At 53.1% G+C, this 26,532-nt stretch carries 14 protein-coding genes and 1 tRNA gene; 5 read left to right on the forward strand and 10 right to left on the reverse strand.

Going from position 1 to position 26,532, the window contains the following annotated elements; all coding sequences use genetic code 11:
* Positions 1-113: 113 nt before the first annotated feature.
* Genes IJL83_00700 through IJL83_00710 form a run of 3 tightly spaced genes read left to right on the forward strand, consistent with a single transcriptional unit; the run spans position 114 to position 2,701 of the window.
* Complete coding sequence (locus tag IJL83_00700; GenBank protein ID MBQ6552129.1) at positions 114-1,268, forward strand: hypothetical protein; 1,155 nt, start codon at positions 114-116, stop codon at positions 1,266-1,268.
* Positions 1,269-1,318: 50 nt separating this feature from the next.
* A complete protein-coding gene (locus tag IJL83_00705; protein MBQ6552130.1) occupies positions 1,319-2,092 on the forward strand; it encodes a hypothetical protein in 774 nt (257 codons plus the stop codon).
* A gap of 33 nt (positions 2,093-2,125) precedes the next feature.
* Entirely contained in the window at positions 2,126-2,701 is a 576-nt protein-coding gene (locus IJL83_00710) for a dipicolinate synthase subunit B (protein MBQ6552131.1), read from the forward strand.
* Positions 2,702-2,738: 37 nt separating this feature from the next.
* Here IJL83_00710 and IJL83_00715 read toward each other — a convergent pair whose 3' ends face one another.
* The 3 genes from IJL83_00715 to IJL83_00725 all read right to left on the reverse strand — a co-directional run bounded on the left by IJL83_00715 (position 2,739) and on the right by IJL83_00725 (position 6,097).
* On the reverse strand, positions 2,739-4,676 hold the full coding sequence (locus tag IJL83_00715) for an AAA family ATPase (GenBank protein ID MBQ6552132.1): 1,938 nt from the start codon (positions 4,674-4,676) through the stop codon (positions 2,739-2,741).
* Positions 4,677-4,930: 254 nt separating this feature from the next.
* Positions 4,931-5,007, reverse strand: a tRNA-Pro gene (locus IJL83_00720).
* 67 nt (positions 5,008-5,074) lie between these two features.
* On the reverse strand, positions 5,075-6,097 hold the full coding sequence (locus IJL83_00725) for a galactose mutarotase (GenBank protein MBQ6552133.1): 1,023 nt from the start codon (positions 6,095-6,097) through the stop codon (positions 5,075-5,077).
* A gap of 138 nt (positions 6,098-6,235) precedes the next feature.
* Here IJL83_00725 and IJL83_00730 point away from each other — a divergent pair, with 138 nt between their 5' ends.
* Positions 6,236-7,405, forward strand: a complete 1,170-nt coding sequence (locus tag IJL83_00730; GenBank protein ID MBQ6552134.1) for a cation transporter — start codon at positions 6,236-6,238, stop codon at positions 7,403-7,405.
* Positions 7,406-7,412: 7 nt separating this feature from the next.
* A complete protein-coding gene (locus IJL83_00735) occupies positions 7,413-7,601 on the forward strand; it encodes a hypothetical protein (GenBank protein MBQ6552135.1) in 189 nt (62 codons plus the stop codon).
* 65 nt (positions 7,602-7,666) lie between these two features.
* Here the strand turns inward: IJL83_00735 and IJL83_00740 are convergent, their stop codons facing one another.
* The 7 genes from IJL83_00740 to IJL83_00770 are packed head-to-tail and all read right to left on the reverse strand — an operon-like array spanning position 7,667 to position 26,504.
* Positions 7,667-10,036, reverse strand: a complete 2,370-nt coding sequence (locus tag IJL83_00740; GenBank protein MBQ6552136.1) for an alkaline phosphatase — start codon at positions 10,034-10,036, stop codon at positions 7,667-7,669.
* A complete protein-coding gene (folD, locus tag IJL83_00745; protein ID MBQ6552137.1) occupies positions 10,029-10,889 on the reverse strand; it encodes a bifunctional methylenetetrahydrofolate dehydrogenase/methenyltetrahydrofolate cyclohydrolase FolD in 861 nt (286 codons plus the stop codon). Before folD ends, IJL83_00740 begins: the two co-directional genes overlap by 8 nt.
* The gene (locus IJL83_00750) at positions 10,889-11,812 is read right to left on the reverse strand and encodes a prolipoprotein diacylglyceryl transferase (GenBank protein MBQ6552138.1); all 924 of its coding nucleotides are present in this window, start codon (positions 11,810-11,812) and stop codon (positions 10,889-10,891) included. Before IJL83_00750 ends, folD begins: the two co-directional genes overlap by 1 nt.
* A 30-nt stretch (positions 11,813-11,842) precedes the next feature.
* Positions 11,843-12,913: an endonuclease/exonuclease/phosphatase family protein gene (locus IJL83_00755; protein MBQ6552139.1), complete on the reverse strand. Its 1,071-nt coding sequence runs from the start codon at positions 12,911-12,913 to the stop codon at positions 11,843-11,845.
* A gap of 37 nt (positions 12,914-12,950) precedes the next feature.
* A complete protein-coding gene (locus IJL83_00760; protein ID MBQ6552140.1) occupies positions 12,951-17,660 on the reverse strand; it encodes a leucine-rich repeat protein in 4,710 nt (1,569 codons plus the stop codon).
* 58 nt (positions 17,661-17,718) lie between these two features.
* Positions 17,719-22,497 (reverse strand): leucine-rich repeat protein, encoded by a 4,779-nt coding sequence (locus tag IJL83_00765; protein ID MBQ6552141.1) that lies wholly within the window; start codon positions 22,495-22,497, stop codon positions 17,719-17,721.
* A 59-nt stretch (positions 22,498-22,556) separates the two neighbouring features.
* Positions 22,557-26,504, reverse strand: coding sequence for a carbohydrate binding domain-containing protein (locus IJL83_00770; GenBank protein MBQ6552142.1), 3,948 nt, complete (start codon positions 26,502-26,504; stop codon positions 22,557-22,559).
* Positions 26,505-26,532: the final 28 nt, after the last annotated feature.

Raw genomic sequence — 26,532 nt, forward strand, 5'->3', positions numbered from 1 at the left:
CCACTAATTAGCATTTTATATATTATATTACATTTCTTCAAATAATTAAACCCCTAATTTCATTTTTCTTCAAATCTCTTGCAAAATGTGATATAATTCTCGCGGTGAGAGTTATGTTACCGATACCAAAACACGCGCTCGAAATAATAAAAACAATAAGAAACGCCGGATTTGAAGCATACGCGGTCGGCGGTTGTGTTCGCGACGCGCTTCTCGGCAACACGGCCGCAGACGTAGACGTCACGACGTCCGCGTCGTCGGAGGTAATACTGTCGCTCTTCCCCGATTCGATGCTTACCGGCGGCAGATTCATGACGGTCACCGTGCTTTACGCGGGCGGAAAGGCGGAGATCACGCCGTACAGAAGCGAAAGCGGATATTCGGATTCGCGCCGCCCCGACAACGTTACAGAGGCATCCGGACTCACCGAGGACCTGAAGCGCCGAGATTTCACGATAAACGCTCTGTGCTTCGACGGCGAAAAAGTGATCGACCTGCTCGGAGGTATATCCGATTTGGAATCGCGGATAATTCGCTGCGTAGGCGATCCGGAGAGGAGATTCGACGAAGACGCGCTGCGAATTATGCGTGCGTTCAGGTTCTCCGCCGAGCTCGGATTCGAGATCGAGCCCGAAACCATGCGCGCCGCGCTCGCTGCCTCGGAAAAACTCAAAAGAATAAGCGTAGAAAGAATACGCGACGAGCTTATCAAAACCTTGCTTTCGCCGTCACCTGAACGAATCTCCCCACTGCTTGAAACAAGCGCGTTATCTTTCCTCGGTATAAACAATTCGCCGCAGATTGCAAATCTCAAATCGCTGGTGATAAACGAAACGGCACGCCTCGCCGCCTTCTTTGATATCTGCGGACGCGGCGCCGCTAATACGATGAAGCTCCCAACGCGTCAAAAGCGCGTTATAAACGGTGTTTTCTCTGTTCTCGATTCCCTGCCGCCGCCGGCAGAAAACGCCGTAAAACGAGCGATAAGCCGTTCCTCGCCGGAAACTTTTGAAATCGCCGCGGAGATCGCCGAAAAGCTATATGATAACGCCGGCGACTACTTATCGATACTACGCCGGATAACCGAAAGCGGCGAACCCTACCGCGTTTCCGACCTCGCCGTCAACGGCTCGGACCTTATCGAGTCGGGCATTCGCGAAACCGACGTCGGACGCACGCTTGAACGGCTGCTTGAAACCGTGATCGACCATCCGGAGCTGAACACGCGCGAAACGCTGTTAAACATTATCCGCAAAAGGAACAAATAGTGCCGCAAACCTCCCCGCTCTTTCATAGAATGAGTTGAGGAGGTTATTTTATGGATAAAACGATCAGTTTCGCGCTTATCGGAAACGATCCGCGTCTGTACTGGTGCGCCGAACGGCTTCGCGCGCGAGGAATCCGCGCCGCGCAATACCCCAACGGCGATGTACCGGAAACGTGCTGCTTCATTTTCGCGCCGCCTTTTACGGCCGCAAAACTAACGAATACGAATTTCGCCAAGAAAGGCGCAACGGTATTCGCCGGCGCTGCGGACGATGAGGCGAAAAAGCTTGTCACTTCACGCGGAGCCGTACTGATAGACTACTGCGAATGCGAATTCTTCGCATCCGAAAACGCGCAGCTTACCGCCGAAGCGGCGATCACCGTCTATATCGGCGCTGCCGCAACGTCGCTGAAAGGAGCCCGTTCGCTCGTATGCGGCTTCGGAAGGATCGGCAAAGCGCTCGCGTTTCTGCTTAAAGCGCACGGCTCTGACGTCACCGTTTCGGCACGGAGAATTACGGACATAGAGCTTATCCGCGCTTACGGCTGCGCGCCGATCGAAACGACGGGCATACGCGGTGATTATGATGTCATATTCAACACGGTACCCGCGCATATTTTCACGCGAGACGCGCTTGACAGAACCTCAACCGACTGTTATATAGAGCTTGCGTCAGCGCCTTACGGCATGGAAGATCCGCGCGCATGGGGCGCAGGCGCGAAAATTATCAAAGCTTCGGGACTGCCCGGAAAGGTTCTGCCTGTTTCCGCTGGCAAGCTTATTGCAGACACGGTATGCACGCTATTGAAGGAGGCGCGAATATAATGGTAACAAACGTATACCGAAAGGAAATCCGATATGGAAATAATACGCGTCGGATTCGCGATGTGCGGCTCCTTTTGCATGCTTAAAAAAACACTTGAGCAGCTGCCGCTTTTGACCGGATCCGGATTTGATATAACTCCGATAATGTCGGAAACAGCGTACGGAACGGACACGCGATTCGGCGCCGCGGAAGAATTCAGAAAAGCGCTTTCCGAAATAACGGGCAAAGATATAATCCGCTCTGTACCGCAAGCCGAACCCATCGGACCGAAAAAGCTGCTCGATCTGCTTATAATCGCGCCGTGCACCGGAAACACGCTCGGCAAACTCGCGGGAGGAATAACCGACACGGCGGTAACGATGGCGGCAAAGGCGCATCTGAGAAACAGGCGTCCGCTGCTGATTGCGGTGTCGACGAACGACGGGCTATCCTCTTCCGCCAAAAACATCGGTACTCTGCTGAACGTTAAAAACGTATACTTCGTACCCATCAAGCAGGACGATCCCGAAAACAAAGAAAACTCGCTCGTCGCGGATATGAGTCTGCTGCTCCCCGCTTCCCTGGCGGCGCTTGAAGGAAAACAGCTTCAGCCGCTGCTGCTGTCATAACGCAAAACCGGACCGCTTCCGCGGCCCGGTTTCATTATCAGAAGCCAATCCGTTTTTTCTGTTCGAGCTTCTCGCTGAACTCTTTCTCCGAGCTTGCCGCGATAAAGTCGTCGCGTGAAAGCGTTATCTTGTTCACTCCCGCGTGAGATGCGCGGAGCGCGGCCTTCGACCACGTTCGTTCGTAGAGATTGCGAACGAAGCGGGCGTTCGCGAATTCGCGCGATGAAAGCAGCTCGTCCGAAAGCGAGAGGAAATAGTCGTGCGCGTCCTTCTCGAATTCCGGCGTGAAATCGAAATGCTTCCGCACCATAAGCATAAATATTTCAAACAACTGCTCCCGCGTGTAATTCTCAAACGTAAGCGCATAAGGCATACGGCTGCGCAGACCGGCGTTGCCCTTCATCAGCGTTTCCATATCGTCGGTATAACCCGCCATTATGACAAGCATATCGTCTCTGTGGTTCTCCATTTCGGAGATCAGCGTCGTCAGGGCCTCCTTGCCGTAATCGTTGGTATGAGTGTCATCCTGATACAGCGCGTACGCCTCGTCTATAAACAGCACGGAGCCGTAGGAATCACGGCATACGGCCGCCGTTCTCGCGGCAGTCTGACCGACGTATTCGGCGCAGAGCGAGCGTGCCGTGTATTCCATGAACGCGCCTTTTCTCAGCAGGCCTTCCTCGCGGAATATCTGACCAATAATGCGTGCGACTGTGGTCTTGCCCGTTCCGGGCGCGCCGAGAAAGCGCATATGTATACAAGGCCTGTCAAGTCGCTCGTCCGCAGCGGCAAGCTTCACCTGCGAAACGATTTCTTTAACTCGCTCGGTGATCTTCTCCATGCCGATCAGCTCGGAAAGCTGTTCATAGCCGCTCTTATCCGTCTTTTTGACGGCGGCAAAGCCGTAAACGTCGGCGGGAGAAATAGTCGAGCCGGCGGCGGTTTCTCCGTTCGCTTCATTAAGCGAATCGTGCGCGGCCTTTTGAAGGACAGCTTCCTGCGCTATCTTTTCAACGGTCTTGAAACCGTAAAATCGTCCGTCGCGTTTCTCCTCTCTCACTCTGTCGAAAAACGTTTCGGCAAGCGAGTCGTCGATCGTGTAGCCGTACTTTGTAATGACGTCGTAAAAGCATTCCATCAGCACCGCGTCATGAAGCGGCGGTATCTGAACGACCCTGAACGAAGCGACGTCGGAAAGTATTGCCGCAACGTCATCCAACGCCTTCTTCTCCAAAAACGGGACGCGGAATACGAACACGAATTCATTCTGCAGCTCATGCAGCTTTTTAACGAAATCCCTCAGCTCGTCGAGTTTGTCATCGCCGAGAAAGTAGCTTATATCAACACCTATAACGTTATAGATGTTATCTTTCAATATGTTCTTAAGATCCTTTGCCGTATCGTACGCGGTGCACATTCCGTTTTCCGTTTCTCCGCCGATACGGTATTCGGCGTAATTTGCGCGTTTCTTATCGGGATCGTCATAAACGCTCATACGGTTAAGATAATCGCCGAATGAAGAGAGCAGAGTCGTAAAACCGCATCCGGAATCGATCGCAAAAAGATAGTTCTGCCTGCGAAGGGCTTCAAGCGCGCCTTTCTCGCGAAGAATCGCTATCTGCGCGGTCAGCTCGGTCGTCATCTGCTGATAAGGGAGAACGCCGTAGTATCCTTTATAGATCGCAGCCATAAGGTCGGCGGCGTCGTCTCCGGTATCCGGAGTTATCAAAAAACTCATATCGCCGGCGTTTTCGGGGCATTGCTCCTTCCAGACGTACGAAAGCGCTTCGAGGCATTCTTTTCGCGATTCGGCTTCAACGCGCAGTACGCAGAAGGTGTATCGGAGAAGAAGCCGCTCAACCGTCATCTTTTCCTGCAGCGCCGAATAATAGAGGTCTAGCTGTTTTTGCCCTTTCATTATGCAGTCTAAAGCAAACGAATAAGTCAAGGAAGCGCGGACAATATACTTACTCATACCGTTCCCCTTTCGGATTCGATAACTGTATTATAATTTTATCATCTTTTGCGTGATAATACAAGGTGTTTTTGCAGACAAGAAATGTCCGGTATTCATATTCCATCTCAAATAGATGTGCCTTGATTCTCGCTTGCGCAACGCGCCCCCGGCGCGTTGCTGCCGATCCGCTGAAGGCGGATCGGAGCTCGTTTCAAGTCCCACCGGAACACGATATATACAAATATACCGCCCGAAAGGGCGGTATATTTGTATGGTCGGAGTGACGGGACTTGAACCCACGGCCTCTTGGTCCCGAACCAAGCGCTCTACCAAACTGAGCTACACCCCGATCGACCGTTGCGCGACGCAACAGTTGATATTATGACAAATTTAAAGCAAAAAGTCAAGTGATTTTTCTATTTTTTCGAAAAAGCGTACACGGTTTCGGATTTCCACTCCTCGCCGCTCTTTAACACGGCGGACGGGAACTGCGGTTTATTCGGCGCGTCCGGAAATCCCTGGGTTTCAAGGCAGAACGCCTGACGGCGGAAATACGGCGCTCCGCTCTTCCCCGTTCCCTCGCTTTCGCCGAGGAAATTCGAGGTGTAAAGCTGCATCCCGGGACGATCCGTGCGGCACTCCATGCATATGCCGCTCTTTTCGGAAAAGGCGCACGCGGCAGCGCGCATGCCCTCCCCGTCGATAACGAAGTTGTGGTCGAAGCCCGCGCCGATTCGGATTTGCGGATCGTCCGCGTCTATTCCGTCGCCGATCCTCTTGAATTCTCTGAAATCAAACGGCGTGCCTTCAACGTTCATAAAGCTGCCGTCCGGGACGCACAGATCGTTCAACGGCGTTATTTCGGACGCGTTGATTTTAAGATACTGACCGAGCGCGTCGCCTTCGCCGTCGAGATTGAAATAACTGTGATTCGTCAGACTTATGACGGTGTCTTTATCGGAAACGGCGGAGTATTTAATGCGCAGCCCGCCGCCGGAAAGCGTGAAAGCGACCGAAACGCGCAGCTCTCCGGGGTATCCCATATCCCCGTCCGGCGAAACGTGCGTAAAAATCACCGCCGGCTCAACGCCGTCCGTCGCTTCATAACTCCATATCGCTCTGTCGAATCCGACATCGCCGCCGTGCAGATGCACCTTTCCGGAGTTTCTGCCGACGTCGTATTCAACGCCGTTCAGCGTGAATCTGCCGGCATCTATGCGGTTGGCGAAACGGCCCACGGTCGCCCCCTGATACGCGGTGCATTTTTCATATCCCGCGGCGTCGTCATAACCGAGCACAACGTCGACGCCGCCGAAAACGACAGACTGAACGCGCGCGCCGTAATCGAGCAGCGTTACGTTCAGAATTCCGTTGTCGAGCGTAATCGCCGTGACGTTCACGCCGTCGCTGAGTTTTCCGAAATCTCTTACATTTATCATATCGCATCTCCGTGATCGTATTATAATGATATGTTACATTAAAACCGCGCTCGTTTCAAGTGTTTTTTGATACTTGCGGCGATAATTCTTGATGTTAAGTCAAAAACGTGGTATAATCGCTTTTACGGAGGCGAAAGTATGACTGCATTACTTTCCAGATTATTCATTAAAGACAGAAAAAACGTGACTTCCCCGAATGTCAGAGGAGCATACGGCATGCTTTTCGGCGCGGTCGGGATATTTCTCAATATAATCCTTTTCGGATTCAAGCTCGCCGCGGGAATGATAAGCGGATCTATCGCGATAACGGCGGACGCGCTGAATAATATAGCGGACAGCGGCTCTTCGGCGGTAACCCTTATCGGATTCAAGCTCGCCGGCAAGAAGCCCGACCCGACCCATCCTTTCGGCCACGGAAGAATAGAGTATATCTCCGGCCTCATAGTCGCGATGGCGATACTGCTGATGGGATTCGAGCTCGGCATCTCGTCGGTGCAGAAGATATTCAACCCCACCGCAATCGATTTCAGCGCGATGATCGTCGTCATCCTCGCCGTTTCCGTCGCCGTCAAGTTCGGAATGTTCCTCGACGGTCTTCATATCGCCAAGCTGATCGACTCCCCCGCTATCAGGGCTACCGCAAAAGACAGCATCAGCGACGCTGTAACGACTACCGTCGTCCTGATCAGTACGATCCTTTCGCGCTTCACGGACTTCAACGCGGACGCCTGGGGCGGCTGCATAGTCGCGCTGTTCATCCTCTATTCCGGATTCGGCGCCGCGAAGGATACTATTAGTCCGCTGCTGGGACAAAAGCCGGACGAAGAGTTCGTTAAGCGCATAAACGAAATCGTTTCATCAAATCCCGCCGTCCTCGGCGTCCACGACCTTATCGTTCACGACTACGGTCCCGGCCGGCTTATCGTTTCTCTTCACGCCGAAGTATCCGCCTCCGCGGATATGCTCGAAACGCACGACCACATCGACAACATCGAGCGTGAGCTCGCGGAAAAACTCGGCTGCCACGCGGTGATCCATATGGATCCGATAGTGACGGAAGACGAAACCGTCGCGGTAACGCGCGAGAAGGTCGCGGCGCTCCTGAAAGAGCATATAGACGAGCGCCTGACTCTCCACGATTTCCGCATGGTCGTCGGCCCGACGCACACAAATCTGATTTTTGACGTCGTCGTGCCGTTCGACATCAAGACCGGCGACGGAGAACTCGAGCGCGAGATCGGCGTTTTGGTAAAAACGCTCGACGAAAACTACTTCGCCGTCGTTGATTTCGACAGAGCGTATGCGTGAGGCGGATATGGAGGATAAAGCAAAACGCATCGCCGGGCGCTTCACCGCCATCGCCCGCGAAGGCGGTATCGAAAAAGCGGTAGAATATTACGAGCGTGAAGCGGTATTCGACGATATAGAAATTCCGGCGCGGACCGAATCACGCGAGCGTTGCACTCCGCCGATGAACGAACTGTACAAAGGTATAAAAGACTGAATATATAAAGAAAAGAAAACGCCCGAAGGGATCATCCTTCGGGCGTTTGATTATGTTATCGCGAATTACGCAAGGCCGCACTCGAAGCGGAGCGCGATAAGCGCGTCGGCCACGTCTACCCTGCCGTCGCCGTTCAGGTCGCCGTTTTCAACGGCTGCGAGTCCCGCAGCCGCGCGGAGTATTCCCAGCGCGGAAGGCAAGGCGGCCTTCGCCGACTTCGCGCTCGCGCTTGAAAGAAGATCGACGCCCTCGATACGGATAACCGCACCGATTGAAGCGTTAATGAACTCCAGCTTGAGTTGAGTTATTTCTCCTTCCGGAATCGCGAAGCAATACTCGCCGCTCGTTATCAGCGCGCGTTCAACCGTCACGGAGCTGTCTCCGCCGGCGGTAGTGAAGGTCGTCTTTACGGCAAAGTCGCCCGCGGTGAAATCCGGATATATCGATGCGAGTCTGAAACATATCGCGCCGTAAGTACCGGCGATTTCAGGCAGGTTATCAAACGTAACCGACGCATCGGCGGAACCGCAGTAGACGTCAAGAACTCCATCGTTCAACGCTACGGCCGCGGAAGAAACGCCGAAAGAGTCCGCGTTGGCCGCAACAAGACCGAATTCTTCAGCGGACAGAGGTATACGCACGAGCGAGTCTATCTTACTAAGCAGGTCAAGTTTCGCGGTATATCTGTCGGCCCTTGTAACAGCCGCCTTGAAAGTTTCAAACGACGTTTCAAACGCCGAGAAGCTTGCGGCGGTGTACTCATAGGCGTCCTTGCCGGAAGCGAGCCCGAGGACCTCGTAATAATTCATTCCCTCATCAACTTTATAAGCATGTATGAAGTCAAGCTTGATCGTGGATTTCGCAGTGCATCCTTCCGTTGAGAACTTGAAAGTATCCAGGCCGACCGCGTTCTCTGCTGTTATCGCGGGTTCAAAATCCGAATACGGAAGAAGGATTTCGCCGTATTCGTTCTTCATATCCTCCGTGACGGTGATCGAAGCGGAGAAATCGGTTCCCTTGCCGACGGTAAGCTCGAAGGAGTTGTCGCCGAGGCCCGATCCGATGAGCACAAATCCGTCGTAAGCGGAAAGATCGGCGCTGCCGCCGTTCTTAAGCTTGAACGGAGTCGCGAGAGGAGCGGTGACGGTGAGTGCGAAGCCGACCCTTGCGTTTGCCATAACGACCAGCGAGCCCTTAGAGCACATAGCGGTTACCGCGGAGTTGTTCGCGGACGTGGTTTCAAGCGTGACGCCGGAAACGTGGCTGTTCTTCTTGATATTTGTGAACGACCAGGAAGAGAAAGAGTTCAACTCGTCAACGATATAATCGTCAGCGAAGGACATCGGAGCGGAATCAAGCGCGAAATCATGAACGCCCACAGAGGTCGCAATAAACTTAGGTACGTCCGTGCTTCTGTGTTCGCCTGTGAGCGCGGAAGCGTTCTTACCGTAGGTATAAAGCGCGGTATTCAAAGCGCTGGTGCCGTATCTCTTGAAGCATGAGTTGGTGGTGTTGCCTGAATTCGGCCTGTCGTTGAGCTTCAGCTCACCGGCTTCGGCGTCGCCGGCTACGACGAGAAGCGTATCGGGATGCTCGTCGACGTACGCTTTGGCGAGTCCGACGACTTCGTCAAACTTAACGAGTTCTTCAACCATCTTAGTCATGTTTCTCTCAAAGCAGTACTTATCAATAAGTCCGCCTTCGGCAACGAGGAAGAATCCGTTTTCATTTTCAAGCAGTTCCGTTGCTTTTGAGAACATAGCGGAAAGCGTCGGCACCTGATATCCCGTGTCGAACGAATAGTTGCTGAACGCTCCGAGGATCTTCTTGTCAAGCGTGAGCTCGGCAAGTCTTCCGGGAGAAGTTACGTAGTTATATCCCGCGGCTTTGATTTCGGCTCTGTAATTATCAAAGTACTTCGAGCCGCCGCCGAGGAAAAGATCGATCCCGCTGGCAATCTCCTGACGGGCTATCCCGTAGAGATCGGATTTCAGAGGATTATGCACGGCGAAAGCGGCGGGAGTTGCATCGTTCAGGTACTTGTCGGTTATAACGCCTATCTTCTTGCCCGCTTCGCGCAGAGCTTCGGTAATAAGCCGCACCGAGTTACCCTCATGATCGATGCCGAGGTTGTAATTCAGCGTCCTCTTGCCGGTGGAAAGCGCAGTCGCGGCAGCAGCCGGATCTGCAATCGCGTTATCGGAGTTCGTCGTTTCCAGCGTGCCGGTGTAGGTCAAATCCAGCAGATTGAGCTGTCTGCCGGTCTTGATCTTAGCCGCGGTAACGTGCGCCGGACTTACGCCGCTGGCGATAAGCAGAATGACGTTCTTTGCCGTGAGGTCGGTCTGGGGCGCTTCGGCGCCGACGCCTATACCCGCAAACAGCGAAAGAACGAGCACGAGCGCAATGATGAACGATGCTGATCTTTTAAGCATTTTCTTTTCCTCCTTGGATACTTGCTGCGTTAATTGTGTTTTTTAATAACATAACCCTCGTCATGGGGCCTACGCCGCCAGGGACGGGTGTGATACACGACGCTTTTGCGGCGCAGGAGTCGAACTCGCAATCGCCGCGGAGCTTGCCGTCGGCGCATCTGTTGATGCCAACGTCGATAACGACTGCCCCTTCTTTCACCATATCTCCGGTCACGAATCCGGGCTTGCCGACAGCGCAGACGAGAACGTCGGCGCCGCGCGTTATCTCCGCGAGATTTTTCGTGCGCGAATGGCACACGGTAACCGTGCCGTTCGCCTGCATAAGCAGCATTGCCATCGGCTTGCCGACGATGTTGCTGCGTCCGATCACGACGCAGTTTTTGCCTTCAACCGATATACCGGAGAGCTTTATAAGTTCCATACACCCGGCAGGAGTACACGGAACGAACGAATAGTCGCCGGTCATTATCCGGCCGACGTTGTAATACGAGAACGCGTCAACGTCCTTTTCCGGAGCTATAAGCTGAGTTATCTCCGAATCGTCGAGACCTTCGGGAAGCGGAAGCTGAACGAGTATTCCGTGAACCGACGCGTCGTTATTCAGCGACCGTATTATACCCGCCAGCTCTTCCCTGCCGGTATCCGCGGAGAGCGTTATGCTCTGTGAAACTATACCGACTTCTTCGCAATCACGCTTTTTATTGCGAACGTAAACCTGCGACGCGGGATCGTCCCCGACAAGGATTACCGCGAGCTTCGGATACACGCCTTCGCTCTGCAGCGCGGAAACCTGCTTCTTGATTTCCTCTTTCAGTTTTGCGGCAAGCGCCTTGCCGTCAAGAATCGTTGCCACTATTCAGCGTCCTCCGTAGGTATGTCAATAATCAGACTGTCGTCATCTTCCTGAGACAGCGACTTGCCGCGTTTGCCCCGCTTGCTTTTGATTCTGAACACTATTATCAGCACAACGGCCGTTACAAAAGTCACCGCGGCGACAACCTGCGAAATGCGGATGTTCGCAAAAAGAATCAGGCTGTCCGTACGCAGACCTTCTACGAACATACGCTCAAAGCCGTACCACGCGCAGTAAGCAAGCGCGACCTCGCCGTCAAACTTCTTGAACTTTTTATAGAACAGCCAAAGCACAAGCACTCCGATGAGACACCAGAGCGACTCGTAAAGAAACGTCGGATGCACGGGCTTCGACGAATCGAGCAGTATGCCGAATCTGTCTTTGATATCCGCGGCTTCGCTGCGGATATTCTCCGCGACGATATTGCCGGTCATGCCCCACGGCAGACCGGTGTTGACACCGAACGCCTCCTGATTGAAGAAGTTGCCCCAGCGGCCGATGCCCTGCCCTATGAGCAACGCGGGAGCCGCTATATCGGCGAGCTTCAGGAACGGCTGCTTCTTGACGCGGCAATATACGAACGACGCGAGGACGGCGAGGATAACTCCTCCGTAGATTGCGAGTCCGCCTTTCCAAATGTAAAGAATGCTTATCGGGTCTTTTATATACTGATCCAGACGGAACAGAACGTAATATAAACGCGCTCCGATAAGACCGAACACCATTGCGATGATTGCAAGATCGATAAATATATCGCTCTTAAATCCCTGTTTCTTACCTTGAACGAGCACGTAAACGATCGCGAGCGCAAACCCGAGCATAATGCAGAGGGCGTACCACTTGATTTCAACCGAACCGATCTTAAAAGCGGTAGGCGAAACGTTTATCGTAATTCCGAGCCCTGGAAAGCTTACATAATCCATTATAACTCCTCCGGAGAAAAATATCAACTACTAAAAAGTATCAATGAGTTTCGCGACGTAGCGCATAATGATCAGTACGTCCGAAACGGTAACGACGCCGTCAAGATCGACGTCGGCGGCTTTACGCTGATTGGCGGTCGGCTTTTTGATACCGAGCGAATAGCGGAGCGCGAGCAGCGCGTCTTCGATATCGGTCTCGCCGTCCTTGTTCGGATCGCCGAGCGTATAGGTGGGCTTCACGACAGGGAGCTTGATATCCGCAATAAGCGGCCAGTGATCCGACGCCGCTCTGATTGCCTCATCCCTGACCTGCGCGGTATGCAGACAGGTGGCTTCAACGCTGCAGAAGATATGGTCAACGCAGCCGCTGATGGGGTTCGGATCGGCATCAAACAGAACGTTGCTGTTAGCGATATTCTGATACGGTACCTCGTCGATCGTGGCATTCATATCGCCGGTTGAAATAAACGGGCACTTGTTTTTACTGAGCCAGCTCTGCGCCTTTTTGATCAGCTCGCCCGCCTGAATGGTTCTCTGCGGAGTATTGTCGCCGCCGGAACCTTCCCAGCCGGAATTGAGGTGAGTCGAGCTTACCGCGAACTTTCTGCCGTCGGTCTTGCTCTCGAACAGAGCTATACACATATGGCGCATCTGTATGGCGTTGGATACCGAATACTTATAAAGCTCGGTCTTGACGACGTTGTATTTTGTCTTATCATACAAAAGCAGAGAGCAGTTTTCATCGTCCCCCTCTCTTTCGAGATCAGGATAGATAAATTCATACTTATCGCCGAGCAGTTCGCGGATACCCTCGTGCCAAAGCTTTGAGCACTCTTGCAGACCGACTACGTCCGGTTTGTAATAATTGACAAAATCGGCGAATAACTGCGGACGTGTGCCAATATTCCACGGGCTCCAGCTGAAGTCTTCCTTTGCGACGAGCACGTTATACGAAATGATTCGTATATCCGCCCCTTCGGCCAGCTGCTCGGGATACGTCCCGACGTAGCCGTCGGCGGAAGCGGAAATCGCCGCAGCCGCGGGAAAAGCGGTCAGCAGCAGCGTCAGCGAAAGCAATACTGCAATGATTCTTCTTTTCATAGCGATACCTCCTGAAGAAAAAGAAGATAAGTATTTATCAATCGTTCAGACCGGCGGCTTTGCGGAGTATCCGCAGAGCGTCGGAAACCGTTATTTCTCCGTCGCCGTCAAGATCGGCGGCGAGACTCTGATAACCCTCCGGCTCTGCAAGCCCTACGGAAATGCGCAGCGCGGCAAGCGCGTCTGCGACGGTTATCTCCCCATCTTCGTCAAGATCCCCCATCGTGTAAGGAGGAGGCGTAGTGTCGACGACGATAAACCTAACGGTAGTTGAATACTCGTCGTATCCGTTCACGACCTTGAGTTCATATTCGCCGGGCTCGGTCACATCGGCTTCTCCGTAGCGGCGCTCGCCGTTGAGATACGCGATATGCCCACAGTTCCAGGACGCGTGCACCTGATCGGTGTAAAGGTCGTAAATCGCTCCGTTCTCGACGCCGGTAATAACGGGAGCTCCGAGCGGTACGAATTCGAACTTGGTCGGATTGTTTTCGGCAAACGTCTGCGCATACGAACCCTCAACGCCGTAGAGCTTGACGATCTTTCTGTTTCCGCCGAAAAGCGTTCCGCTTATAGATGTGACGCTCTCGGGGATATATACGGATTCCATAAGGTACTGTGTGCCGAGGTTGGCGCTTACGCTCGTCGTGCCTTCTCTTACGATAAGCTCTCTCGCGCGGTAGTTTCCGTTAAGCGCGGTGGAAGAAAAGGACGTTCCGTTCCCTACCGTCACGGTGCCGACGCCGGTGTTGCGGAACGCGTAAGTATTGACCGAAGTACCGTCAGGAATATCCGCGGCGCCGAGCAGTCTGCAGTCGTTGAAAGCGTACTGCCCTATCGTTTTAAGCGATGACGGGAACTCTATTTCGCGCAGCGAGCTGCACGCCTGGAAGGCGTACTGGTCGATCTTAGTAAGCGTATCAGGCAGCTTAACGGTCATATGATGCACGGTTCGGCCGTAGCCGGCAAAAGCGTACTGCCCGATAACCGTGACGGGATATCCTTCTATTTCGTTCGGAATGACGACGTCGCGCAAACCGGAGATACAGTCGGTTATCGTGACCTGCTCGTTATTGATAGAATACATAAACTCATCGGTCGCTGTTTTCGTCCCGTCGACAGTAAAGTCGGCCGCAGCGAACGACTTTCCCCGCTCCTCGTCAACAAGCTGCACGCGGTAGCTGCCGCCTTCGGGAATACGAACCCTGATAAAGCGGGTTAACTTCAGATAATTTGCGTCCGCTTCAAGTGAAAGCAGATTATCCTTATCAAGAGGAATTATCACTTCCGTATCGTCGTCAAGGTTCTTCACCCTGACGGACGGATGCTCGTAATAAGGCGAGTTGACGGTTTCAAGATATACGTAGCCGTTACGGTTTATGGTAACGGTATCCGAGAACTCGTGACCGTCCGCCGAAACCCTGATGAAATCGTAAATAACCGTAGGCCTCGGACCGATCGCGGTCATCATTTTGTCTATCATGTGAGGCGTCGCGTACTTCATGTAGGCAACCTTCGAGGCGATCCTGTAATACGGCGAAGAGGGACTGAGCCGCGCGACCGCCGCCTGCAGAGCGGATTTGTCATACTCCTTCGGAAGCGCCCACTTCTGCAGCGAATGCGGATAGGTGCGCTCACCGAAGAAAACGTATGAGCTGTCGGGCGTGAATTTGATGCGCGAAACGATATACCCCTCGAGGTTGGCGTCGGTCTCTCCCGCTTTCAGCGTTTCGAGATACGTGCCGTCGGACGCAAAGAGCTTTGCGCCGCCGTCGTAAGACGCGACGACTATATATTTGCCGTTCGGCGAATACGCGGCTTCTCTGATAACGTTGCCGAAGCCGCCGAGCAGCGAAACTAGTTCACCGCTTTCAACGTCGAACAAGCGGGCGGCGCCATAGGTGGACGTGCAGAGTATATTCTTATCGTCGGGCGAAAACTCGAGGCGTCTTACCGAACCGGTGTTGACGTTGTTGAGTTTCTTTATAAGCGTCTTGCTCTCGACGTCCCAAAGGCAGACGACTCCGTTATCGTCCGAGGTGGCGAGAAGGCGTCCGTCCGATGAGAAATCCGCGCCGCGGATCGCTCTGACGTGGCCTTCGGCAAGGTGAGCGTATTCGGTCCAGTCGGCAACGTTGTAGACAAAAGTACCGTTGCTCGTCGTCGTAACCGCGACTTTTGAACCGTCGTCTGTGATCGCTATGAAGCGCGGGTCGCTGCCAACGTCGATTTCCTGCAGTTTGGCGCCGGTGGTCGCGTTAAAAACGCGGAACTTCCATTTCCCGGTGCCGTTTGAATACTTCTGGGAGCCGCCGTTAAATCCGCCCACTATCAAGGCGCTGCTGTCTTTAGTGAATACCACGCTCTCCTGAATGACCGCGCCGTTGTATATCCTGCGCGGCGCCTTTGTGTAATCGGAGGTATCGAAAACCGCGATATTCCCCTGCGTGGATGCGACCGCAAGCTTGCTGCCGTCGGGAGAATAAAGAACGCGCAGCGCTCTGTCGAATCCGGTGGAAAGCACGTGCTTCGTCACGTTCGTGACCGGATCCATGATATAGACCTTCTTCATGTGGTCGGCGGAAGCGATCTCGGTGCCGTCGGGCTTGACGTCCGTCGGGAAGTTTATATCCCAGTAATCGTTGACGGCGACTGCGTTGAGACCGGTGGAATAGTTTACGCTTTCATCGGTCGTGTAGTCCTCGGTGCCGTCGGTCAGCTCGCCCGCTTCAAGGAAGCAGCGGACGTAGTCGACGTCGATGACGTATTCTTTCTCGGCGCCCCAGGATTCGTCGACCGTATTGCCCCATGAATCTGATGTCCTTGCGCGCGGTGTGTTATTGAAAACAATATATCTGGCGGTATCGCCGAAGGCAAACTTCTTTCCTTCACTGTTATAAAGAAGCGAATTGTACTGCATTCCGTCGAAGTAGTACCTGATCATATCGCGGTCCATTTCAAGACCGTAGGTGTGGTAATCGTCGCTCAGGTACTTCTCGCCGTATCCGTTGATATTCATATATATAACCTTGGCCCAGTCCTTTTTGCCCTCGTCATCCGTCCAGTGGACGGTGCCGATGACCGTGCCGTTTTTGGCTATATCATCTTCGACGACCATTTCCATTATGTCGACTTCGCCGGCGCCCATATTCATCATATCGGTCGGCATAAGCCAGAACGCCGGGAACTGACCAGTGCCGTACGCCAGCTTTGCGCGGATCTCGATCTTGCCGTAGCCGAACGCAAACTTGCCGCTGGTGTTCATATACGTTCCGGACATTTCATAAGCGTCGTATCTGCCGTATCTGCCCTTGAAATGCATATTGCCGTCGGAAACGTCGATAAGGTCGTCGTCATCCGGATAAATCGCGCCGTCGGAATAACCGTCGTTCACGTTCCACTTGGTGCGGTCGAGCGAGTTGCCGTCAAACTCGTCGCTCCAGCTCTGAACGTATTCTTCTTCAACGACTTTATACAGATAGAACTTTTTATACGTCGAACTGGTAGTGGCTTTAACGGTTTCACCCGAAACGGTTAACCTTCCGACATTGCGTACCTGAATAGTCGCCTTTCCACCCGTAATGCTGATAGACCACTCTTGGCGCGTGTTATTGAGGTTCGGTTCTTTCGCCTCGATACTTGTGCCGGATTCCGAAATCGTAAGCACGTTTGTGCTCGATTTATTGATTATCCTAAACGCACCGTTGCCGGAGGGAGACATTGAAAGCTGCCACATCTGCGTGCGGTCGCCTTCCCTGTTTTCTTCAAGCGAGTATTTGAGCGAACTGTCTTCGATCGCGAGAGTATTGTCTCCCCATCTGATAGCCGTTTCAGGAACGGGAGGCCCGAGTGTTATCGCTTTACCCGAGGAAGACTCAATGATTTTATAGTATGCGTTATTGACTATCTGACTGCGGGCGGTGATCTGCGTCTCGGAATAAGCGGTCGCCGCGCTGCTTTCGAGTATCTCATTATAAGCGTTCAGATCCGCAACCGAAAACGACGTACCGTTCGACTCTATACGGATATAGTTCATGCTGCCGTCCTTCGCGAGCGGCGAATCGCCTGCTGCAGTAAAGATTTCAAACGGGATATAGATATAACCGAATCCCCATACAACAATATCAGAGGCGGTGTAAGTATAGTTATCCTCGGCCGAACGCAGTCCTATTGTAAAGCTGAAAACGTTGCCGTCATTCGGCGCGAGCCACAGTTTCAGACCATCCGCCTTCGACATATCAAGGCCGAACGGAGACTGACCGGCGACGCCGCTTCTCGACGCGCCGTTGGAAAGGACGGTCCCGTTTTCATCTCCACTCACCGAGACGGAAAACTCAACGCCTTCCGGCTTATGCTCTTTGTCGAGAACGGGAGCCGAGGAGGACTCGTTCATCGAGGCAAGATCCTCGGACGTCCAGCCGTTGAAGCCGTTAAGCTGAATAAGCTCGACGTCATGCATCGGCTCGAGCATATTCTCGGCGTTTTTGACCTCGTTAAATGCGGCTTCGCGTTCTTCGTCGGTCGCAAGGTCGTTATACGCCGCAAAAGTAGCTTCCCATCTCTCGATGCGGTCGGCGAGGTATTTTCTCGACTGCTCGCTGTAACCTTTATAAAGAAGGGATCTGGCGTAAGCATATTCGTCGATCGCTTCCGGCTCGTCAGCGCCGACGGTCACCGCCGCCGAAAACGGCAGCATAGAAAGCGCGAAAGCAAGCGTAAGCAGTATGGCGATGAGTCTTCTTTTCATAGTTTACCTCCGTTTCTTTTGCGGAAAAGACGAAGTAATAATTTGAGTTGATTGACGATTATTGTTCAAAGGGAGCGTCAATCTTCGCGGCGACGCGAAGGATGCGGAGCACGTCGGAAACTGTCACTTCGCCGTCTTTGTCGACGTCGGCGGCCTCCGCCTGATAGCCCTCCGGCTCGACGATCCCGAGTGCTATGCGGAGCGCCGTGAGCGCGTCGGTAACCGTGACTTCTCCGTCGTCGTCAACATCACCAATAGTGTACGGAGGAGGCGTCGTATCGACGACCGTGAAGGTCACGGTCGTTTTATACTCGTCGTAGCCGTTTATAACTTCGAGCGTGTATTCGCCGGGCTCGGTCACGTCGGCGTGTCTGTAGCACGCTTCGCCGTTGAGGTATCCGATGTGTCCGTTTTCCCACGTCGCTGAAACGGGCGCTTCATAGAGGTCGTAGGTCGCGCCGTCTTCGACTCCGTGAACGATGGGAGCGCCTATCGGAACAAATATAAACTTTGTCGGATACGACTCGGCGTAAGTCTGCGCATAGCTTCCCTCGACGCCGTAGATCTTGGCAAGGTATTTTGTGTGCAGATCGCTTACGTTATTGTCTACAAAACTGTAAATACCGCCGCTTATGGAAGTTACGCTCTCGGGAATATAAACAGCTTCGAGAAGATACTGAGAAGAAATATTGAGCGAGAGACTTTGTATTCCGTCAGCAACGATTATTTCTCTTACGCGCGACATACCGGAAAGAGCGCCGCTTGCGATACCCGATCCGGAGTTGAGCTTTATAGTTCCGACGCCGGCGTTGTTAAAAGCGTTGGAACTGACGGTCGTGCCGGCGGGAATATCAACGACGCTGAGCAGTCTGCATCTGCTGAAAGCGTACTGTTCTATCTTTTCAAGTCCTGCGGGGAACTTTATCTCGCGCAGAGACCAGCAGTTATAGAATGCGTAACTGCCGATAACCTTAAGCGTGTCGGGAAGCGTAACGGCCATATGCATAACGTTGGTTCCGTAGCCGTCGAAAGCATAAGAACCGATCTTGGTGACCGGGTACCCCTCTATCTCACTCGGAACAACGACGTTGCGCCTTCCGGAGATGCACTTCGTTATCGTGACCTCTCCGTCCTTTATAGAATAGAGGAATCCTTCCGCGGCGGTAGCGTCACCGTTGACGGCAGCGCTTGCCTTCGGGAACGCCTTGTTGGAATCAAGGCCGACAAGTTCGAACTCGAATACGCCTGCTTCCGCCATCTTGACCTTGAAATCGTAACGGCAATACGCCTCAATTTCGTCGTTTTCATTATAATCCATAAAGAATCCGGCGTCGTCCGCGGGAATAAGCTCGCTTGTGCCGTCATCGGTATTCGTAATCTTAAGCGCGAGATCCGCGTATTCCGGAGACGCTCCTGCAGTAACGTAGACGAACGCGTTTTTATTGACGGTAACGCTCGGCGGCGTCGTGTATCTGTCGGGAGAAACGCTGATGAATTCGTCGGTCTTCGCCGTTCCGCCGATGCCGGTATACGCCTTGTAGATCATCTGCGGAGTAGCATACTTCAAGCCGGCAATCTTCGCGGCGTAAGCGTATTCGGGCGTGGTCTTGTCCGCGCAGTTGCTCATGGCAAGCTTAAGCTGCGTTTTGTCGTACTGCTTAGGAAGATCCCACTTCTGCACCGCGTACGGATCGGTACGAGTGGTGAACATAACGTAATCGTCCTTATACGGCGAAAACTTGATGCGGGAAAGAATGAAACCCTCGCCGTTCTCGTCGGTCTCTCCCGCTTTCAGCGTTTCGAGATATGTGCCGTCTGCGGCGAAAAGCTTCGCGCCGCCGTCATAGGAAGCGACGGCGATATATTTGCCTTCCGTCGAATAGGTCGCCTCGCGGATGACATTGCCGAAGCCGCCGAGCAGCGAGATAAGCTCTCCGCTCTCGACCTCAAACAGACGCGCGGCGCCGTAGGTCGCGGTCGCGAGGACGTTCTTATCGTCCGGCGAGAAGACTACGCGCCTTACCGAGCCGGAGTTGACGTTGTTGAGCTTCTTGTTGAGCGAAAGATCGGAAACGTTCCAGACGTTTATGACGCCCTTGTCGTCGGAAGTCACGAGCAGGCTGCCGTCCGAAGAAAAGTCGGCGCCGCGGATCGCTCCGTCGTGGCCTTCGGTTATATGGCCGTATTCGCTCCAGTCGGAAACGTTATAGATGAACGTGCCGTTGCTTGTTGTAGTTACCGCTACTTTAGAACCGTCGTCGGAGAGCGCTATGAAGCGCGGATCGCTGCCGACGTCTATATCCTGAAGCTTCGCGCCGCTCGAGGCGTCAAAGACGCGGAAATGCCACTTTTCAGTTTTGCCGCCGGTCTGCGGATTCTGATACGCCTGCGAGCCGCCGTTGTAACCGCCGACTATCAGGTATTTACTGTCCGGCGTAAACAGAACGTTCTCTTGAATAACGGCGCCGTTATAGATTCTGACCGGCGTGTTATCGTAATTGGAAGTATCATAAATCTGTATGCATCCCTGCGTATTTGCGACAGCGAGTTTCGTGGCATCCGGCGAATACAGAACGCGGAAGGATCTGGTGTACTTAGACATCGCAGAAGCAAGGTTGATGTATTTGAGTGTTTCTCCGGTATACGGATCGAATATGTAGAGATTTGAGAAATGATCCGCCGCGGCGCCTTCGTTGCCGTAGCAGTTGATATCCATCGGCATATTGATATCCCACGCGTCGTTGGTGGCAACGGCCTCTATGCCGGATGAATAGTTGACGCTGTCGTCAGTCGTGAAGTCGACGGTATTATCGCTCATTTCACCGGCTTCAAGATAGCATCTGACGTAGTCTATCTGGGTTTCGTATTTATCCTCGAGACCCCACGCTTCTCTGACGATGCTTGCGCCGTCGCCTTTGGTGGAGTTATTTATGATGATATATCTTGCGATATCTCCGAAGGCGAATTCCTTGCCTTCGCTGTTTATCACGAGCGAATTGTACTGCATCCCGTCAAAGTAGAATCTTATCTGATCGCGATCCATCTCCACGCCATAGGTGTGGAATTCATCGCTGAGATACTTTTCTCCGTAACCGTAGATACCCATATAATGGACTTTTGACCAGTGAGTATATCCGTCGTCGGTAGTCCAGTGTATCGTGCCGATCTGCGTGCCGTTTTCCCTGATATCATCCGTGACGACGATCTCCATAATATCGATCTCGCCGCCGCCCATATTCATCATATCGGTCGGCATCATCCAGAACGCTGGGAACTGACCGTTGCCGTAAGCAAGCTTTGCGCGTATCTCGACCTTGCCGTAACTCAAAGCGAACCTGCCGCTGGTGCTCATATAAGTGCCCTGCATTTCAAAAGCGCCGTATCTGTCAGGTGTGACGGTCATATTCAGCATACCGTCCGAAACCTTGAGCTGCTCGTCGTCATCGGTGTGCATAGTTGAAACTGTTCCGCCGAACCAGAAGCCGTCATCAACGGACCACTTATTGCGGTCGAGCTCATCGCCGTCGAATTCGTCGCTCCAGCTCTGAACGTATTCGGTTTCCACCGTCTCATAAAGCTCAAACTTTTTGTACGCGGACCCTGTTGTTGCCTTTACGGTGTCCCCGGCGGTGGTAAGCTTGCCGACGTTACGCACTTGTATAGTAGCTTTGCCGCCGGAAATGCTTATTGACCACTCTTGAAGGGTATTGTTGAGATTCGGCTCTTTCGCTTCAATGCTGCCTCCGGATCCGGAGATGGTGAGCGTGTTCGTACTCGACTTATTGATAAACCTGAAGGTTCCGTTGCCGGACGGAGACGGCGAAAGCTGCCACATCTGAGTGCGGTCGCCTTCCCTGTTTTCCTGAAGGGAATACTTGAGATTACTGTCTTCAATGGCAAGAGTATTATCCCATCTTATCGCAGTTTCAGCGACCTCCGGTCCGAGCGTAATGGCCTTGCCGCTCGTGGGCTCGATTATTTTATAATAAGCGTTGTTGTTGATCTGATTGCGTGAAACGACCTTCGTTTCGGAATAAGCCGTGCGGGTGCTGCCTTCGATGATCTCATTGTAGGCGTTGAGATCCGCAAATCTGAAAGAGTCAACGCCTACTGCACGGATAGACAGCATATTCAAACTGCCGTCCTTGATAATGCTATCGCCTTTGAAGCAGTCAAAAGGAACGTGGATATATCCGGTTTCCGCAACGTAAACATCTTCTGCCGTTGAAAAACTGACGCCGTCGTAGGAAAGGTATCCGAGCACAATAGTCAGTGTCGCGGGCGCATCGACAGAAACCCAAAGCTTCAATCCGTCCGCCTTAGTCATATCCTTCCCGAATGGCGAAGCCGTGTGCATGGCGTTAATATCGGGCGTTTCATTCGAGAAGAAGGCGCTGCCGTCACTTCCGGGAACAGATATCGAGAAAGCGGCTTCTGCAGGTTTATTTACAGCGTCAATGACCGGGACGCCGCTGCAAGCCGTCATCATAGAAAGCGCTGCTTCGTCCCAGACATCGATCCCGTCGAGCGCAATCTGCTCATAGGCATACATCTGCGCAAGCGAATCGACCGCAAAGCGAAGCGCTTCACTCGCGGCGGCAACGTCGTCTTCAGTCGCATAATCGTTATATACGACTGCTTCCGCACGCTGCACACGGTCGGCAAGATATTTGCGCGACTGCTCGCCGTAGCCCTTGTAGATAAGCGCTTTTGCGCTCATCACCTGCTCCTGAAGCTCCGAAGTGTCAATAGCTTTAGCTGAAATGACGCCCGAAAGAGTCGCAAGTGACATAAGAAGGGTTAGAGTAAGGATAATCGCTATAAGCTTTCTTTTCATAATCGTCCCTCCGTTCAAAGCGTTGAGAATAATTAAATGATAGTACTTAATTATAGGGTTTATCTGTTTGCTATGCCCGCGGCAATTCGCAGAATCCTCAAAGCGTCGGAAACTGTCACGGCACCGTCGCCGTCAACGTCGGCAACGGCGAGCGCATCTCCTTCCGGTTGATCGGCAAGACCGACAGCCATACGGAGTGCGGCAAGAGCGTCCGCAACGGTAACTTCATCGTCGCCGTCTATGTCACCGATGAGCACGTAGGCGATTATCGTGACGTCAAAGGTGTCGGTGAATCCGTTATAGGTAACAGTCAGTGTCTGCGATCCTACGACGGTGTTATCAAAGCCATCGACCATTTCAGCCGTGAGATCGACTTCTTCGGATGAACCGTTATCGTAAGTGACCGTTACCTTTCCGCCGGACAGGTCGAGCTCTTCCCTGCCCTCAACGTATTCTACCTTTTCGGGCGCGGTAACTTCGATGCCGGTGATCTGCGGCATTGCGGTCAATTTGAAATCGCCGATGAGCGGATAGTGATCGGACGTTCCCTGGAGGTCAGCGTCGGTCACGCGCGCGGTGAAAAGGCATTCGGTGCCTACGGTGTGGAAGATGTGGTCGACAACGCCGGGATCCGGATGATCGTCGGCGTCGACAAATACTCCGCTGTTCACGATAGTATTATAAGGAATATCGCCGGCCGGGCAGTTCATATCACCGGTGGAAATGAAGGGGCAGTTCCACCGGTTGATATATTCTCTCGCCTTAACGACGAGCTCACCCGCCTGAATGTTTCTTTGCTCGGTGTGATCGTCGTCGTCCCAGCCCGGATCGAGGTGCGTAGAGCTGACTATGAATCTTCTGCCGTCGCTGATGCGCTCGAAAACGCCGATGTCGATAAGGCGGAATCTCGGGCTGTTGCCTATCGTGTAGGAATAGACTTCGCTCGCGATAACGCGGAGCTTGGTCTTGTCATATATAATCGGGCTGCAGTTCATACCTGCCTGACCGCCGAAATCGGGGTTGAGGAACTCGTAGGTATCGCTGAGCAGACGGTTGATGCCCTCGTGCCACTTCTCGGAGCATTCCTGCAGACCGACGACGTCGGGCTTGTAGTAATCGATAAACGCCTTGAACTTCTCAGGTCTTTCGCCGATCACCCAGGGGCTCCAACTGAAGTCTTCCTGTGCAACGAGCACATTGAAAGATACTATTCTGATATCGGCGCCTTCAACGAGCTGCTCGGGGTATTCGCCGAAATAACCGCTGCCGTCTCTGTGAATGATCTCAACGTCGTCGATATATATGGCGCTGCCGTCGGGGGAGCTGCCCGCGGAGAAGTTGACGTACCAGTCGGAATAGTCGCCGCTGTTGAATGCGATGGCATAGCGTCTCCATTCGTCAGTCAACGCTATCGAATTGGAACAAAGCTTCTCCTTGTCGCCGAAAACGTAGCTGTGATACTGCTTCGTTCCGCCGGCTTCGGAGTCCCACTTCGCCCAGAAGATCAAGATGTATTCGGTGTTCTTTGTGAGAATCAGACCGGTCTGCTTGGCAACGCTCTGATAGTAGCTGCTGCCCATTAGGCGAAGCGAATGTCCGCCTTCGTGAGCAACGTCGCTGAGAGCGGTCGTGCCGCCGGTGGTCCAGGGAGAGTATCCGTTCTCTTCAAATCCGCCGTTTCTAATAAGTATCTCGTCGGGCTTCTCTTCAAGTACGACGTCATCGATTATCATACCGGCTCCGTCGGGCGAGCTGGAGGCGGAGAAGTTGATATAGCAGGAAGTAACGTCGCCGCTGTTAAATGAAATTGTGTGGAAAGTCCACTCAGAAGGTATCGCTATGTACTCGCTCACGATCTTGGTTCCGCCCGCGTCATAAACTCCGGCGTGGTATCCCTTCGAGCCCTGGGCGGTCTGATCGCCCTTCGCCCAGAAGGAAAGGATATAATCGGTGTTCGGCTTTATGGTGATGCCGCTCTGCCTTGCGGCTTTAGCATATGAACCCGTAGCGAGAAGGCAAAGCGCCTTTTCGCCCGAATGAGCGTCCACGGTGACTGCGGTGTTCTCGTAAAGCGTCCAGGGGTCTACGGTCGCGGCTTCAAAGTTGCCGTTCTTAACAAGCGTTGTGTCTGCAGAAACTTCCATAGCAAAATCATCAACTACCACGGCGCTGCCGTCGGGCGAGCTGCCGGCTGAAAAATGGATGTAACACTCGGTAAAGTCACCGCTGTTGAATCTGACGGTATAGAGTGTCCAATCATTAGTGATATCTATCGTCTTGTCGGTAAACTTGTTATCCTGTCCGGAGCTTCCGCCGAAAACGTAGGCGTGATATGGCTTTGCTCCGGTGCTGGTCTCGGCGGCTTTTGCCCAGAAGGTGTAAACATAATCGGTATTCGGCTCAATCTTCAATCCCATCTGCCTGGCAACCTTCGCATAATAAGATGAGCCGGAGAGGATCAGCGCCTTGCTTCCGGTATGAGCGTCGGAAGTTATCGCGCTGCCGTTGAAGATTTCCCACGGGTCGATGGCGGCGTTCTCAAAACCGCCGTTTTTGATTATAGCTGCATCGACAACGACCTTCTCTTCCATAAACAGATCATCGATGACGATAGCAGTGCCGTCCGGCGAGCTGCCGGTCGAGAAATTGATATAGCAGGAAGTAAAATCTCCGCTGTTGAACTCAATGGTATACTGCCTCCATTCAGCAGTGGGAGAGAAAGAATTATCAGCAAGCTTGTTGCTGCTGTTGCCGAAAACGTAGGCGTGGTAGCCCTTCGTACCGGTGTTGTCGGAAGCCGCCTTCGCCCAGAAAGTGAATGTGTAGTCCGTATTTGCATTAAGGGCGATGCCTTCTTGCCTTGCAACCTTTGTGTAGTTGCCGGATCCGGCAGGCACCTTCAGGCAGAGCGCTTTGCTTCCCTCGTGCGCTTCGGTAGTGAGCGCGGTTTCGGAATAAATGAGCCACGGATCGATGGTGGCGTTCTCAAAACCGCCGTTCTTAATCATCGCGTCGTCAACGACGACCTTCTCTTCCATAAACAGATCGTCTATGATAAGCGCGGTGCCGTCGGGCGAGCTGCCGGTCGAGAAGTTTATGAAGCAGGAAGTGAAATCGCCGCTGTTGAACTCAATGGTGTACTGCATCCACTCGGTAGTTACGGCGATGGAGTTCTGCGCAAGTCTGTTGCTGCTGTCGCCGAAAACGTAGGCGTGATAGCCCTTCGTTCCGGTGTTGTCGGAAGCCGCCTTCGCCCAGAAGGTGAAAACGTAGTCCTTATTCGCCTCGATAGCTATGCCGTTCTGTCTGGCGACCTTGGTGTAGTTCGCGGAGCCGGCGGGAGCTTTAAGGCAGAGCGCCTTGGCGCCCTCGTGCGCTTCCGCAGTGAGCGCGGTTTCGGAATAAACGAGCCACGGATCGATGGTGGCGTTCTCGAAGCCGCCGTTCTTGATCATGGCGGTGTCGGGATCCTCGACCTTCTGCATAACGAGGTCGTCAATAACGGCGATACCGCCGTCCGGCGCGCTGGGAGTGGATATATTGATATAGCACTCGGTAAAATCGCCGCTGTTGAAATCGACCGTGTATTCTCTCCAATCGGAGGTAAGGCCGAAATAAACGGTTCCTATCTTGGTAGCGCCGCTTTTATCCATAATATACATATGGAAACCCTTGGAAGCGCCCTGGGCGGAATTCGACGCGACCTTCGCCCAGAAGGTAAAGGTGTAATCCTTATTCGCCTCAAGAGCGATACCGGTCTGTCTGGCTACCTTTTCGTATTTGTTTGAGCCGAAAAGACTCAACGCGTTGCTGCCGGTATGCGCTTCGGTAGACAGCGTCGTGCCGGAATAGATGAGCCATCCGTCCGTGCCGTCTTCAAAACCGCCGTTGACGATAAGGTTATCGCCGGTGGTCTTCGCCGCCGCAGGCAGCGACACGGCGCAAAGCGTTGCGATCATAGTGAACGCAATAAGCGCCGCAAGGATTCTTTTGATGCCGGTTTTCATGTTTTTGCCTCCTGAAAATATATTTAAT

The organism is Clostridia bacterium, assembly GCA_017438525.1.
Lineage (GTDB): Bacteria > Bacillota > Clostridia > Oscillospirales > RGIG8002 > RGIG8002.

Bases quoted from the DNA above. Each gene is read 5' to 3' on its own strand.
- IJL83_00705 (MBQ6552130.1), top strand. From the start codon at position 1,319: ATGGATAAAACGATCAGTTTCGCGCTTATCGGAAACGATCCGCGTCTG.
- IJL83_00700 (MBQ6552129.1), top strand. From the start codon at position 114: ATGTTACCGATACCAAAACACGCGCTCGAAATAATAAAAACAATAAGA.
- IJL83_00725 (MBQ6552133.1), bottom strand. From the start codon at position 6,097: ATGATAAATGTAAGAGATTTCGGAAAACTCAGCGACGGCGTGAACGTC.
- IJL83_00750 (MBQ6552138.1), bottom strand. From the start codon at position 11,812: ATGGATTATGTAAGCTTTCCAGGGCTCGGAATTACGATAAACGTTTCG.
- IJL83_00730 (MBQ6552134.1), top strand. From the start codon at position 6,236: ATGACTGCATTACTTTCCAGATTATTCATTAAAGACAGAAAAAACGTG.
- IJL83_00765 (MBQ6552141.1), bottom strand. From the start codon at position 22,497: ATGAAAAGAAAGCTTATAGCGATTATCCTTACTCTAACCCTTCTTATG.
- IJL83_00770 (MBQ6552142.1), bottom strand. From the start codon at position 26,504: ATGAAAACCGGCATCAAAAGAATCCTTGCGGCGCTTATTGCGTTCACT.
- IJL83_00760 (MBQ6552140.1), bottom strand. From the start codon at position 17,660: ATGAAAAGAAGACTCATCGCCATACTGCTTACGCTTGCTTTCGCGCTT.
- IJL83_00735 (MBQ6552135.1), top strand. From the start codon at position 7,413: ATGGAGGATAAAGCAAAACGCATCGCCGGGCGCTTCACCGCCATCGCC.
- IJL83_00755 (MBQ6552139.1), bottom strand. From the start codon at position 12,913: ATGAAAAGAAGAATCATTGCAGTATTGCTTTCGCTGACGCTGCTGCTG.
- IJL83_00740 (MBQ6552136.1), bottom strand. From the start codon at position 10,036: ATGCTTAAAAGATCAGCATCGTTCATCATTGCGCTCGTGCTCGTTCTT.
- IJL83_00710 (MBQ6552131.1), top strand. From the start codon at position 2,126: ATGGAAATAATACGCGTCGGATTCGCGATGTGCGGCTCCTTTTGCATG.
- IJL83_00715 (MBQ6552132.1), bottom strand. From the start codon at position 4,676: ATGAGTAAGTATATTGTCCGCGCTTCCTTGACTTATTCGTTTGCTTTA.